General features: G+C 64.9%; 10 protein-coding genes. 2 read left to right on the top strand and 8 right to left on the bottom strand.

Translation table 11 applies throughout. The features are described 5' to 3' along the window. Positions 1-618 precede the first annotated feature (618 nt). Positions 619-939 carry a flagellar transcriptional regulator FlhD gene (gene flhD / locus M3I53_RS15020; RefSeq protein ID WP_028202636.1) on the top strand — a complete coding sequence of 107 codons (321 nt, stop codon included), beginning with the start codon at positions 619-621 and terminating at the stop codon, positions 937-939. Between the two features lie 11 nt (positions 940-950). Further along, positions 951-1,553, top strand: a complete 603-nt coding sequence (flhC, locus tag M3I53_RS15015) for a flagellar transcriptional regulator FlhC (protein ID WP_069261691.1) — start codon at positions 951-953, stop codon at positions 1,551-1,553. A gap of 148 nt (positions 1,554-1,701) precedes the next feature. Here the strand turns inward: flhC and M3I53_RS15010 are convergent, their stop codons facing one another. From M3I53_RS15010 to M3I53_RS14975, 8 genes are all read right to left on the bottom strand, one after another. After that, on the bottom strand, positions 1,702-3,027 hold the full coding sequence (locus M3I53_RS15010) for an Nramp family divalent metal transporter (RefSeq protein WP_254316700.1): 1,326 nt from the start codon (positions 3,025-3,027) through the stop codon (positions 1,702-1,704). A gap of 52 nt (positions 3,028-3,079) precedes the next feature. Continuing rightward, on the bottom strand, positions 3,080-4,276 hold the full coding sequence (locus tag M3I53_RS15005; RefSeq protein ID WP_375542530.1) for an acyl-CoA dehydrogenase family protein: 1,197 nt from the start codon (positions 4,274-4,276) through the stop codon (positions 3,080-3,082). Between the two features lie 78 nt (positions 4,277-4,354). Then, a complete protein-coding gene (locus tag M3I53_RS15000) occupies positions 4,355-5,011 on the bottom strand; it encodes a methionine ABC transporter permease (protein ID WP_254316698.1) in 657 nt (218 codons plus the stop codon). After that, entirely contained in the window at positions 5,004-6,119 is a 1,116-nt protein-coding gene (locus M3I53_RS14995) for a methionine ABC transporter ATP-binding protein (protein WP_254316697.1), read from the bottom strand. Before M3I53_RS14995 ends, M3I53_RS15000 begins: the two co-directional genes overlap by 8 nt. A gap of 31 nt (positions 6,120-6,150) precedes the next feature. Beyond that, a complete protein-coding gene (locus M3I53_RS14990) occupies positions 6,151-6,987 on the bottom strand; it encodes a MetQ/NlpA family ABC transporter substrate-binding protein (RefSeq protein WP_254316696.1) in 837 nt (278 codons plus the stop codon). 202 nt (positions 6,988-7,189) lie between these two features. Next, positions 7,190-8,758 (bottom strand): efflux transporter outer membrane subunit, encoded by a 1,569-nt coding sequence (locus M3I53_RS14985; RefSeq protein WP_254316695.1) that lies wholly within the window; start codon positions 8,756-8,758, stop codon positions 7,190-7,192. A gap of 23 nt (positions 8,759-8,781) precedes the next feature. Further along, entirely contained in the window at positions 8,782-11,967 is a 3,186-nt protein-coding gene (locus M3I53_RS14980) for an efflux RND transporter permease subunit (RefSeq protein WP_254316694.1), read from the bottom strand. A 103-nt stretch (positions 11,968-12,070) separates the two neighbouring features. Continuing rightward, positions 12,071-13,288, bottom strand: a complete 1,218-nt coding sequence (locus M3I53_RS14975) for an efflux RND transporter periplasmic adaptor subunit (RefSeq protein WP_254316693.1) — start codon at positions 13,286-13,288, stop codon at positions 12,071-12,073. Positions 13,289-13,317 lie beyond the last annotated feature (29 nt).

Genomic DNA, 13,317 nt, shown 5'->3' with positions numbered 1-13,317 from the left:
AGCCGTGCCGCCCGCGGCTCGCAAACGTTTCACAAATGCGATCTTCGCGCAATATCCAGTCTGCATATTTTCCAGAAACCAACGGTTGGTCCCACCGTCCGCACTCGTAACATCTCAGTTACACATTCCCCTGTTACAGGTCGTCAGGGTCGAAACACCTGTTACAAATCCGCTCGTCATAGGTATTAATCCGCACTGCCGTATTTTTTACCTGTCAACCCAACTCCTTTCTAAACGTTTATTCCATCGGACGGCGTTTTTCGTCCTTCGGCGCTTCGTTGCGCATGCACCGACAGTCTGGCGAAAAACCTGATAAACCAACGTACTACGGCCAGTTTGAGCACCTCAGGCAACGGCGTGACGGTATGTGGGCAGCCAGACTTCAAATTGCAGCAAAACTTACCGAAAATAATTTACAACAGTACGATTATTTTTGATCCGAGGGATTGATTTCTGAGATAAGCCCTCATACAATTCCCTCCAAGGTTGTTACGAGATGTAACAACCTGTATCAAAGAGTCAGATCAAGCCAAAGAGCGAAGATCGACCACAAGACGAGAAAAGATACAACGGCGAAAAAGCCGGGGGGTTAAATTCGGGGCTTCGGAAACTAGAGAAATGGACCGTAGCAGCGAGACGCTGGAATCTATCCGCGAAATTAATTTGTCGTATCTGATGCTCGCCCAGCGCATGCTGCGCGAGGACAAGCCGGTCGGCATGTTCCGACTGGGACTGTCGTCGGAACTGGCCGATCTGCTTGGCGCTCTGTCGCTCGCGCAGATCGTCAGGTTGGCCTCTTCCGACCAGCTTCTCTGTTTTTTCCGCTTCGACGATCATGCGATGTTGTCCGCGCTCACGCAGACTTCGAAGCATGCCGACGTGGCGGCTACCCATGCGGCCATCCTGCTTGCGGGACAGCCGGCTGGTCAATTCGCCTGAGGGTGACGTCCATGACTACACGGCGCAGCCTCACCGAAGACGCTCAGGAAGTATTCCGCGCGATCGCACTGATCGAGTTGGGCGCGCGCATGCAGGTGCTCGAAAGCGAACTCACGCTCTCACGCGACCGCATGATCCGCCTGTATCGCGAGATCCGTGGCGTATCGCCGCCCAAAGGTATGCTGCCGTTCTCGGCGGACTGGTACATGACGTGGCTGGCCAACATCCACGCCTCGCTGTTCTACAACACGTACCTGTTCCTCAAGAACGAAGCGCGTTGCTCGCATCTCGACGCGCTCACCAAGGGGTTCCGGCTGTATCTGGAACACTGCCGCCACAGCGGGGCCGAGCCGGCGCTCGACCTCACGCGTGCGTGGACCCTGGTGCGATTTTTCGATGCCGATATTCTGCAGTTGACGCCTTGCTGCCGTTGCGGCGGTAAGTTCGTCGCGCATCGCCACGACCTTCAGCACAACGTCGTGTGCGGCGCATGCCAGCCTCCTTCGCGAGCCGGCAAGACGAAAAAGGCGGCTGCAGCGCGACGGGGCGCCGAGCAGACCGAGAGCGACCTTCCGGCAGTGGTAACGTCGGATGGCATTGCCGAGGCTGCGTAAGCGTAGGAGAGCAGATCCGGACTAACCGGACGCGAGACCAAGACGCGAAACCGTCCGGTGCCTGAGCGCACCGGACGGCGAAGCGCTTTCTGATTGCCGCTTTTGCTTGCCGCCTGTATGGCGCGCACCCGTTACACCTTCCCCGCTTCTAGTTTCCGCCGAACGTCTGCCAGACGAGCCACAGGTTCGCCGCCGAGATCACGACGAACAGGAACCACGCCAGCAGCCGCGTGGGGAGCCGGTTCACGAACTCGCCCATCAGCGCACGATCGTTCGTCATGCGAATGAGCGGCCAGAGCGCGAACGGCAGTTGCAAACTCAGCACCACCTGACTTGCCACCAACAGCTTGCCCACCGCGCCGTTGCCGAGCAGCGCGACGCCCGCGAACGCGGGAATCAGCGCGAGCACGCGCGTAATGAGCCGCCGCTGGTAGCACGGAATCTTCATCTGCAGGAAGCCTTCCATGATGACCTGGCCCGCCACGGTGCCCGTGAACGTCGAGCTTTGCCCGGAGGCAAGCAGCGTAATCGCGAACAGCACCGCCGCCGCGCCCGTACCGACGATCGGTGCGAGCAGCTTGTAGGCCTGTTCGATATCGGTGACCTGGGTGTGCCCGTTGGCGTGAAAGGCTGCCGCGGCCAGAATCAGGATGGCCGCGTTGATGAGCAGCGCGATCAGCAGCGAGACGATCGTGTCGAGGCGCGACAGGCCGATGGCCTGCGCGAGGCTCGCACGGTCGCGCTTGACGGCGCGCGTCTGCACGATCGACGAATGCAGGTAGAGGTTGTGCGGCATGATGGTCGCGCCGAGAATGCCGATCGCCAGATACAGCGGCTCCGACGAGGAAATCGCGTGCCACGACGGCACCGCGCCCGCGAACACCGAGGGCCAGTGCGGCTTCACGAGCGCGAGCTGGATCACGTAGCCCAAGCCTATCGTGGCGATGAGCCCGGCCATGATCGCCTCGAGCGAGCGGAAGTTCTTGCCCTTCAGGCCCAGCACGATGAGCGTATCGAACGCCGTGAGCACCACCCCCACCATCAGCGAGCAGCCCAGCAGCAGGTGGAACGCGAGCGCGCCGCCCAGCACCTCCGCAAGATCGCAGGCGATGATCGAAAGCTCGGCGAGCACCCACTGGCCGAGCGCCACGGGCCTTGAATAGCGCTCGCGCGAAAGCTCCGCGAGATCGCGTTGCGTGACGATGCCAAGGCGCATGGAAAGGCATTGCAGCGCGATCGCCGCGAGGCTCGAGAGCACGACCACGAACAACAGGCTGTAACCGAAGCGCGAGCCCGCCTCGATGTCGGTGGCCCAGTTGCCCGGGTCCATGTAGCCGATCGACACCAGCAGGCCGGGGCCCGCGAATTGCCAGAACTTCTTCCAGAACGGCGCGCGCGGCGAAACCTCGATGCTGCCCTGCACTTCGGACGGGCAAAACGGCGCCGTCGCCGTAGTCGGTAGTCGGAATTCCAACGCTTCGATCCTCAAGGGTTAACGCGTCGCGGCACGCCACGCGATCGGGCCCTCAAGTGTACAGCGTCGGCTGCGGCACTTCTCTCAGGAGCGTATAGCGGCCCACGTCGCGCAGACGGTAGTCGAGCGGATCGTGCAGCGTATGCACGCGCGCATTGCGCCAGAAACGGTCGAGCGCGAGCGCTGCGGCCGTGGCGCGTGCGCCGCACGCCTCGAAAAGCTGCTCGCCGCCCTGCAGCGCGGCGCGGTGCGCGACGATCTTCGCCTCCGAAATCGCGAGCGAGACTCCGGCGCGCGTCGCGGTGCTCAAATCTTCGCCTTGGTCCCACGCGGCGTCGAGCAGTGCACCCGCACGATCGGCCAGCACGGCAGCCGCGAGCGACTGCACGCGCATTTCGCCGAAGCGCTGCTGCAGGAACGGGTCGTCGGCCACGTGCTGCACGCCCGAATTGACCCACGGGCGGCCGTTCGCGAGTACGTAGGCGCGCGCTTCCTCGAGCGCGCCTTCGGCGAGGCCCACGAAGAGATTTGTCAGCACGCCTTGCGAGACCAGCGTGCGCAGCGTGGCGCGCGGCGTGTCGGGCCGCTGCAGCACTTCCGCGGCGCGCACCTCCACGTTCTCGAACGAAACCGTGCCGCTATCGGTCTGACGCTGGCCAATCGGGTCCCAGTCGTCGTGCACCGTGATCCCGGCGCGCGTGGTGGGCACGACCGCGAACACCGGGCTGCCAGTGGCGGGATCGTGCGCGCTCACGGTCATCATCTCCGACCCGTAGGTGCCCGAACAGAATCCCTTCCTGCCATGCAGACGCCAGCCGCCTTCCCTGTTCGGCTGCGCGACGAGCCGCGTGTCGATGGGGTTCACGGCATTGCCCCACCACCAGCGATGCTCGACGGTGCCTTGGAGCCAGTTCGCGCGCTGCGCGGCGCTGCCCCACAATGCGACGCTCGCTATCTGCAAACACTGGAAGCCGAGCAGATGCGCAAGCGCGCTGTCGACGCGCGCGAGCGCGCGAATGGTCGCGTAGATGTCGCTCCAGCGCACGCCGTCTTCGCCGAACTGCCCGCCGAATTCGCGCGGCACGGCGAGCGTAAGCAGCCCGGCGTCGGCTATGCGCTGCTTTTCGGCGGCCGCGTGACCACCTGCGAGATCGCGTTGCGCGGCGTTCTCGCGCAGCGCTTCGAGCAGCGCGGCGAAACGCGCGTCGTGTTCCTGCCCACGTGGGCGCTGTGCTTCATTCATACCCATAGTTCCCGAATGTAATGCCCGAAAAGCGATGCGCGCAGCAAGAGAGCTGCGCGCGTCGTGTCGAACGGCTCGCGCCGCTCAGGTTCGCCGCAAAAGACGCCGCACCAGCATGTCGCCCGTGAACTGCACCGCCGCGACGATCGCGATCAGCAGCACGATCACAGTGACCATGACCGTCGTGTCGAAGCGCTGATAGCCGTAGCGTATAGCGAGATCGCCGAGACCACCCGCGCCGACGGCGCCCACCATCGCCGAAGAGCCGATCATTGCCACCACGGTGATCGTGAAGCCGCCGAGCATGCCGGGCAGCGCCTCGGGCAGCAGCACATGCCACACGATATGGCGGCGCTGCGCCCCCATGGCCTGGGCCGCCTCGATCAAGCCGCGATCGACCTCGCGCAAGCTCACTTCGGCCACGCGCGCGAAGAACGGAATGGCGGCGATGGAAAGCGGCACTACGGCGGCCCACACGCCGATGGTCGTGCCCACGAGAAAGCGCGTGAGCGGCAGCAGCGCGACCAGCAGGATGATGAAAGGCGTGGAGCGGAACGCATTGACGAGCGCGCCCAGCGTGGTATTGAGCGCGGGCCGCTCCAGAATGCCGCCGCGCGCAGTCGTGACGAGCAGCAGCGCGATCGGAATACCGATCAGGAGTGCGAATACCGCCGATACGCCGACCATCAGCAACGTGTCGCGGATGCCTTCGAGAAGTTCGGTGATCCACACGTCAGACATAGCCCAGCACCTCCACGCGGCTCGCTTGGCCACGCGCGCGCCCGGCGAGCGACGCGGCCTCGGTGGCGTTCAGCACCGGCACGGAAACGATCAGCCGCCCTTGTGCGCGCCCCTGGATCCGCTCGATACCGCCATGCACGAAGCGCACGCCCTGCGCGCCAAACGCCTGCGCGAGCATGGCGAGGTCGGGCTCCTGCGCCTCGTCGCCGGTGAAGCGCACATCGAACAGCGCGTGCGCGCCCGCTTGCGGTACAGCTTGAATACGCGCCGCCAGGTCGTCGGGCAACTCGTGGCCAGGCGTGTGCAAGAGCGCACGCGTCGCTTCGTGCCGGGGATCGCCGAATACGCGCCATACGGGCCCCTGCTCCACCACCTCGCCGCGCTCGATCACCGCGACCGTGTCGCAAACGTCGCGTATCACCTCCATCTCGTGCGTGATGAGCACGATGGTGACGCCGAGCCGCCGGTTGATATCGCGCAGCAGCGCGAGAATGGCGCGCGTGGTTTCCGGGTCGAGCGCCGAAGTCGCCTCGTCGCAGAGCAGGATATCGGGCTCGTGCACGAGCGCGCGCGCAATGCCCACGCGCTGCTTCTGGCCGCCCGAAAGACGCGCCGGCCACGCGTCGCGTCGTTCGCTCAAGCCGACGAGATCGAGCAGCACATTCACGCGCGCCTCGATGTCGGCCTTCGGCACACCCGCGATTTTCAGCGGCAGCGCAATGTTGTCGTGCACGGTCTTGGCGGAAAGCAGATTGAAGTGCTGGAACACCATGCCGATGCGCCGCCGCAGCGCCACCAGAGCGCGCTCGTCGAGTGCGCCCACGTCCACGCCGTTCACGCGCACGCCGCCGCTCGTGGGTTTTTCGAGCCCGTTCACGAGCCGCAGCAGCGTGGACTTGCCCGCGCCGCTGCGCCCGATGATGCCGAACACTTCGCCGCGCGCCACCTGCAAGTCGACGCCAGCGAGGGCCGCCGGTGCGCCTGGCTCGTAGGTCTTGCCGACGTTTTCGAACACCACCGCGGCGTGCGATGCATCGGCATCGCCCTGCGCCTCACCCGCCGCCGGCCCCGCCTCGATAAAGCGCGCCGCTCCGAACCATTTCATCATCGCTGCTCCTCGTGCGTGAATTGCTCGCGCGTTACCAGGCGACCGCGTAGAGGTTGCCGAAGGCCTTGTCGAGCTCCTTGCGCACGGCCGGCGAATGCTGGTAGATGTCGATGAACTTGCGAATGCGTGGATCGTTCACGCTTTCGGGCCGCACGACGAACTGGATCGCAAACGCCTTGTTCTCCACGCCGTCGAAGAGCAGCGCGCTATTCGGATCGGTCGTGCCCGCGAGCTTGATGAAGCTCGGATAGCCTTGCGCGAGATCGACGTCGTCGAGCGAGCGCGCCAGTTGCGACGCTTCGAGCTGCACGATCTTGAGGTGTTTGGGATTAGCAACGATGTCGAGCGTCGTGGCGCGATAGTCGACGCCCGGCTTGAGCTTGATGAGGCCCGCGCGCTGCAGCAGCAGGAGGCCGCGGCCACCGTTCACGGGATCGTTCGCGATGGCGACCGTCGCGCCATCCCTCAGGTCTTCGAAGCGTTTCACCTTCTTCGAATACAGGCCGATCTTCATGATCGTGCCCGGCGCGATGGCGACGAACTTGTAGCCGCCCTGCTGTTCGGCGTTCTCCAGAAACGGCTTGTGCTGGAAGTAGTTGGCGTCGATATCCTTGTTCGCGAGCGCGGCGTTGGGCGTGTTCCAGTCGGTGAATTCGATGATCTTCACGTCCACGCCCTGCGCCTTCGCCTCGCGCGCCGCTTCCTCAAGCGCGGGCGTTTGTGGCGTGGTGGCAATGCCGATTTTGAGCGTGGAGGTGTCGGCATGCGCGTCGAGCGCCGCCGCCGCAAGCGACACGGCGATTGCCGTCAGCAGGCCGAAGCGCTGGAAAAAGGAAGGGCGCCCCACGGCGCGCACGGCACGGATCATCGCGTTCCTCGATGGAAGTTGGACTTCGTTCAGTGAGGAGCGACGCGATGAGGGCCCATCGCGTTGGCTCCAGATGGGTCCAGACGATGATAGGGGGGCGGCGGGGCCGGGTCTACGAAGCGATTGCGCAAAGGAAATCGCCGCCTGCGATATGCACAGGCGGCGAGCGATGCGGCTGCTTGCGCGGGGTTAGACGGGCGTTTTAACGCGCCGCGAGCGGCGCCGGCGGAGGCGGCGTACCGTCGCCGGGCTTCGCGTCGCCCCAGCCGCCGCCGAGCGCGCGGATCAGGTTGACCGTCGCCACGGCCTGCGAGCCCTGCAGATGGCTGGCCTGCAACTGCGACACGAGCACCGTCCGTTCGCTGTCGATCACGTTCAGATAGCTGACCTCGCCTTCCTCGTACTGCGTGCGCGAAAGCTGCGCCGACTGCCGCGAAGCGCTCACCGCGTCGTTCTGCTCGCGGATCTGGTCGTCGAGCAGGCGCAGGTCGGAGAGATTGTCCTCGACCTCGCGGAAGGCCACGAGCACCTGCTGGCGGTATTGCGCAACATCTTCTTCATACTTGCCGCGCGACTGGGCGAGATTCGCCTTGCGCCGGCCGCCGTCGAACAGCGGCAGCGTGAGCGCCGTACCCGCGAGCGGCCCGAGCAGGAACGCGCGGCTCGACCACATGAACAGGTCGCCGAGCGTGGCCGACTCGAAGCCAGCTGCACCCGTGATGTTGAGCTGCGGGAAGAACGCCGACTTCGCGATCCCCACGCGTGCGTTCGCGGCCGCCATGGCGCGCTCGGCGGCGGCCACGTCGGGGCGGCGCTCCAGCAGCGTGGAAGGCAGACCCGGCGGCACTTGCACGAGCACCGGCGCGAGCGGCGTTTCGGGGAACGTGAAGTCCGCGGGCGCCTTGCCGAGCAGGATCGCGAGGCTATGCTCCGAGGCCGCGCGCTGACGCGCGACGCCCACCGCGTCGGCACGTGCGCTCGCGAGTTCGTTGCGCGCCTGCGCCACGTCCAGCGCGCTGATGTCGCCTTCCTTGAAGCGGCGTTCGACGAGCTTGAGCGCGTCTTCGCGCAGCGCCACCGTGCGGCGGTACAGATCGACGTCGGAGTCGAACTGGCGCAGCTGGAAGTAGTTCTGCGCGACATCGGCCTGCAAGGCGAGCTGCACCGAGAGGAACAGGGCTTCGCTTTGCTGGGCGTCCGCCTGCGTCGCGTGAACGTTCGAACTCACACGGCCGAACAAGTCGACTTCATAGCTTGCCGTAGCCTGTGCGCGCCACAGCGTTTGAGCGGGCACATTGTAATTTTGCGGGTAATACAGCGAAGCCGGCGAAGCACGCTCATAAGTCGGGCCGAAGCCCGCATCGATCGACGGGAACCACGAGGCGCGCGCGGCCTGCGTCACGGCGCGCGCCTGCTGCACGCGCGCGGCCGCCGCCTTGAGGTCCTGGTTCGCTTCCAGCGCCTGCTGCTCGAGCTTGTCGAGTGTCGGGTCGCCGAACACCGTCCACCATTCGCCGCGATGGGTGCCGTCGGCGGGCTGCGCCGGCGTCCACGTGCCCACATCGTGCGGATTCGTGCTCTGCGTTTGCTGCGGCGCTTCCTTGTAGGCCGCGGGCACGGCGGCGTCGGGCACCTTGTAGGTCGGCTCGACCGAGCATGCCGCGAGCCAGGCAAAAAGCGCGACGCTCGCCGCGATTCGTGTGATACGCGCGAGATGCCCGCCTCCCGGCGCGGCATGCGCGCTATAGCGCAAGATGGATTCGTTAGTCATGTTGATCATTTTTCCTTGTCGCCTTACGCGTCGACCATCGACTGCGGCTTGCGCGCATTGTCCTTCTGCGCGACGTGAATCTTGCCGCCCGCGAGTGTGCGCAGCACCACGTAGAACACCGGCGTCAACAACAGGCCGAATGCGGTCACGCCGAGCATGCCGAAGAACACGGCCACGCCCATTGCGTGACGCATTTCCGAACCTGCGCCGCTGGAGAGCACGAGCGGCACCACGCCCATGATGAACGCGATGGACGTCATCAGGATCGGGCGCAGACGCATGCGGCTCGCCTCGATGGCAGCGCTAAGCGGCGTGTGTCCGTCATGCTCCAGCTCGCGCGCAAACTCGACGATCAGAATCGCGTTCTTCGAAGCGAGACCCACCAGCACCATCAGGCCAATCTGCGTGAAGATGTTGTTGTCGCCCTGCGTGAGCCACACGCCCGTCAGCGCACACAGCACGCTCATCGGCACGATCAGGATCACCGCGAGCGGCAGCGTCAGGCTCTCGTATAGCGCCGCCAGCACGAGGAACACGAGCAGCACGCTGATCGGGAACACCCAGATGCCCGCATTGCCCGCCAGCACCTGCTGGTACGTGAGGTCGGTCCATTCGAACTTCACGCCGCGCGGCAGCACTTCGGCCGCGATGCGCTCCGCCGCCGCCTGCGCCTGACCCGACGAGTAACCGGGCGCCGGGCCGCCGTTGATGTCGGCAGCGGTGTAGCCGTTGTAGCGCACCACCATCTCCGGGCCATACGTGGGCGTGACCGTGATGAGCGACGAGAGCGGCACCATTTCGCCCGCGGCGTTGCGCGTCTTCAGTTGCAGGATGTCGTCGGCGCGCTGGCGGAACGGCGCATCGGCCTGCACGCGCACCTGATACACGCGTCCGAAGCGGTTAAAGTCGTTCACGTAGAGCGAACCCAGATAGATCTGCATCGTGTCGAACACGTCGGTGACCGGCACGCCGAGCTGCTTGGCCTTCGTGCGGTCGAGATCGACGTTCAACTGCGGTACGTTGATCTGATAGTTCGTGAACGTCGGGCCGAGCTCCGGCGTTTGCGCCGCGCGCTTGACGAAGTCCTGCGTCGCGCGATTGAGCGCCTCGTAGCCGAGCGCACCATGATCCTCCAGTTGCATCTTGAAGCCGCCCAACGTACCGAGCCCGAGCACCGGCGGCGGCGGGAACACGGCGATGAACGAATCCTTGATGCCGGCGTACTGCTGGTTCAGCGCACCCGCAATCGCACCGGCCGAAAGCGCCTTGCCCTTGCGCTCCTTGAACGGCTTGAGCGTGACGAACACAATGCCCGCGCTCGAACTATTGGTGAAGCCGTTCACCGAAAGGCCGGGGAACGCCACGGCGCTTTCCACGCCGGGCTGTTTGAGCGCAATGGCGCTCATGTCGCGAATCACGTTCTCGGTGCGATCGAGCGCGGCGCCATTGGGCAGTTGCGCGAACGCGATCAGATACTCCTTGTCCTGCGCGGGCACGAAGCCGCCCGGCACGATACGCGCCATCAGCACCGTGGCGGCGATCAGCACCACGTAGACCGCCAGCATCGCGCCCTTGTGGCGCAGCACGCCGTTCACGCCGCGCCCATAGCTTTCGGAGCCGCGATGAAACACCCGGTTGAAGCGGCGGAAAAAGCCACCCAGCACGAGGTTCATCGCACGCGTGAGCCAGTCTTCCTTCTCGCCGTGACCGCGCAGCAGCAGCGCCGAAAGCGCGGGCGAAAGGGTGAGCGAGTTGAACGCCGAGATCACCGTGGAAATCGCGATGGTCATCGCGAACTGCTTGTAGAACTGACCCGTGAGACCACTCATGAACGCGAGCGGCACGAACACGGCCACGAGCGTGAGCGCAATGGCGATGATCGGCCCGCTCACCTCCTGCATGGCCTTGTAGGTTGCATCGCGCGCGGATAATCCGCTGGCGATATTGCGCTCCACGTTTTCGACCACCACGATCGCGTCGTCGACCACGATGCCGATGGCGAGCACCATCCCGAACAGCGATAGCGCGTTGATCGAGAAGCCGAAAGCCAGCAGCAGCGAGAACGTCCCGACGATCGACACCGGCACCGCGATCAACGGAATGATCGAGGCACGCCACGTTTGCAGGAACACGATCACCACGATCACCACGAGCGCGATCGCTTCGAGCAGCGTATGCACGACGGCTTCGATACTGGAGCGCACGAACTGCGTCGGGTCGTAGACAATCTTGTAATCCACGCCCGCCGGCATGTCCTGCTTGAGTTCCTTCATTGCGGCGCGCACCTGATCCGAAATCGCGAGCGAGTTCGCCCCCGGCGCCTGGTTGATGGCGAGTGCAACGGCCGGCTTGTTGTCGAGCAGCGAACGCAGTCCATATTCGGAGGCCGCCAGTTCGATACGCGCGATATCGCGCAGGTACGTCACGCCGCCATCGGGATTCGTCTTGACGATGATGTTGCCGAACTCGCTTTCCGTGCGCAGACGGCCCTGGGCATTCACGTTGAGCTGGAACGGCGTGCCAGGCACGCTAGGCGAGGCGCCGATCACGCCGGCCGCCACCTGCACGTTCTGCTCGCGAATCGCGTTGACCACGTCGTTCGCGGTGAGATTGCGCTGCGCCACCTTCTGCGGATCGAGCCAGATGCGCATGGCGTAGTCGCCTGAACCCCACAGCTGCACCTCGCCCACGCCCTGGATGTTCGAGAGTCGGTCCTTCACGTTGAGCAGCGCGTAGTTGCGCAGGTACGTCATGTCGTACCGGTTGTCCGGAGAGATCAGGTGCACCACCATCGTGAGCGTGGGCGAGCTCTTGATGGTCGTGATGCCGAGGCGCTGCACGTCTTCCGGCAGGCGCGGCAGCGCCTGGTTCACGCGGTTCTGCACGAGCTGCGTGGCCTTGTCCGGGTCGGTGCCGAGGCGAAACGTGACCGTGAGCGTGAGATTGCCGTCGCTATTGGCTTGCGACTGCATGTACAGCATGTTCTCCACGCCGTTGATCTGCTCTTCGAGCGGCGCGGCGACGGCCTCGGCGATCACCTTCGGGTTCGCACCCGGATACTGCGCGTGGACCACCACCGAAGGCGGCACGACCTCGGGATACTCGGAGATCGGCAACTGGAACAGCGCGATCACGCCGGCCAGCAGGATCAGCACGGACAGCACGCCCGCGAAGATCGGCCGGTCGATGAAGAATTTCGATATGTTCATGGGTTGCTCTTGTTCATGACGCTCAATTTGACGCGAATCTTGCTGCTTAGTCGTCCTCACGGATGCACAGGCGTAGGCTGCAATCGCCTACGCCCGCCGCTCGTCAGGACGTTTTCGCTGCCTTGGCGCCGGGGTTCGCTGCCGTGCTGGACGAATCGGCGTCGGGGTCGCCGTTCATCGGCACCATGTGCGAGCGCACGGCTTCACCGGGGCGCACGCGCTGCGTGCCGTTCACCACCACGTGGTCACCCGGCTTCAGGCCGCCCAGAATCACGCGCAGGTTGCCCTGCTGGCCGCCCGTTTGCACCGTGCGGTAGGCTATCTTGCCGCTGTTATCCACGACGTACACGAACTTCTTGTCCTGGTCGGTGCCGATGGCGGCGTCGTCCACGAGCAGCGCCGGGTGCGGGGCGCTGCCGCTCACCTTGATGCGTGCGTAAAGCCCCGGCACCAGTGCGCCGTCGGCGTTGTCGAAGCGCGCGCGCACGCGGATCGTGCCCGACGTGGTGTCGAGACGGTTATCCACCGACTCGATCGTGCCCGTGCGCGAATAGCCCGATTCGTTCGCGAGACCCAGCTCCACCGGCACCTTCGAGCCATTTTTCATGTGGCTGATGTAGTCGAGATAGGTCTGCTCGTCGGCGTCGAATTCGGCGTAGATGGGCGAAACGGAAACGAGCGTCGTGAGCGGCGCGGCGCTTGCCCCGGCGGATACGACGTTGCCCACCGTGATCTCGGCGCGCGACACGCGCCCGGCAACCGGCGCGACGATGCGCGTGTAGCCCAGATTGATCTGGGCGGCCTCGAGCGCGGCCTGCGCGGCCTTCAGGTTCGCGTTTGCTTCGCGCGAGGCGTTCTGTTTCTCGTCGTAGTCGCGCTTGGCGATCGCGTTGTCGCCTATCAGGCGCTGCGCGCGCTCCCAGTCGCTTTGCGCGTAGCCCGTGCGTGCCTGCGCGGCTGCGAGTTGCGCAGCGGCTTGATCGACGGCCGCCTGGTACGGGCGCGGGTCGATCACGAACAGCGTTTCGCCCTGCTTCACGAGCGCGCCGTCGCGGAAGTTCACGGAGACGATCGTGCCGGAAACCTGCGGACGTATTTCCACTTTCTCGACAGCGGCCATGCGGCCCGAGTAGGTCTGCCAGTCGGTGATCGTGCGATTGAGCACGGGTGCGACATCGACCTCGGGTGCGGGCGGCGCTTCAGCGGCAACGGCAGGGTGCGAGTCGAGGCGGATAGCACCGAGGGTGCCGAGGCCCGCGACCACGAGCGCGCCAATGACCGCTAGCGCGATACGGGTTCGGGATTGCGAAAAGAGTGACATGTCGGACTCCAGAAATAATGGTTGATTGT

The organism is Paraburkholderia sp. CNPSo 3272, assembly GCF_024206495.1.
Classification (GTDB): domain Bacteria; phylum Pseudomonadota; class Gammaproteobacteria; order Burkholderiales; family Burkholderiaceae; genus Paraburkholderia.
This window is presented reverse-complemented; position numbering and strand designations above follow the sequence as displayed.

Coding starts and splice junctions, on each gene's coding strand:
- flhD (WP_028202636.1), top strand. CDS start 619: ATGGACCGTAGCAGCGAGACGCTGGAATCTATCCGCGAAATTAATTTG.
- flhC (WP_069261691.1), top strand. CDS start 951: ATGACTACACGGCGCAGCCTCACCGAAGACGCTCAGGAAGTATTCCGC.
- M3I53_RS15005 (WP_375542530.1), bottom strand. CDS start 4,276: ATGGGTATGAATGAAGCACAGCGCCCACGTGGGCAGGAACACGACGCG.
- M3I53_RS15000 (WP_254316698.1), bottom strand. CDS start 5,011: ATGTCTGACGTGTGGATCACCGAACTTCTCGAAGGCATCCGCGACACG.
- M3I53_RS14995 (WP_254316697.1), bottom strand. CDS start 6,119: ATGATGAAATGGTTCGGAGCGGCGCGCTTTATCGAGGCGGGGCCGGCG.
- M3I53_RS14990 (WP_254316696.1), bottom strand. CDS start 6,987: ATGATCCGTGCCGTGCGCGCCGTGGGGCGCCCTTCCTTTTTCCAGCGC.
- M3I53_RS14985 (WP_254316695.1), bottom strand. CDS start 8,758: ATGACTAACGAATCCATCTTGCGCTATAGCGCGCATGCCGCGCCGGGA.
- M3I53_RS14980 (WP_254316694.1), bottom strand. CDS start 11,967: ATGAACATATCGAAATTCTTCATCGACCGGCCGATCTTCGCGGGCGTG.
- M3I53_RS14975 (WP_254316693.1), bottom strand. CDS start 13,288: ATGTCACTCTTTTCGCAATCCCGAACCCGTATCGCGCTAGCGGTCATT.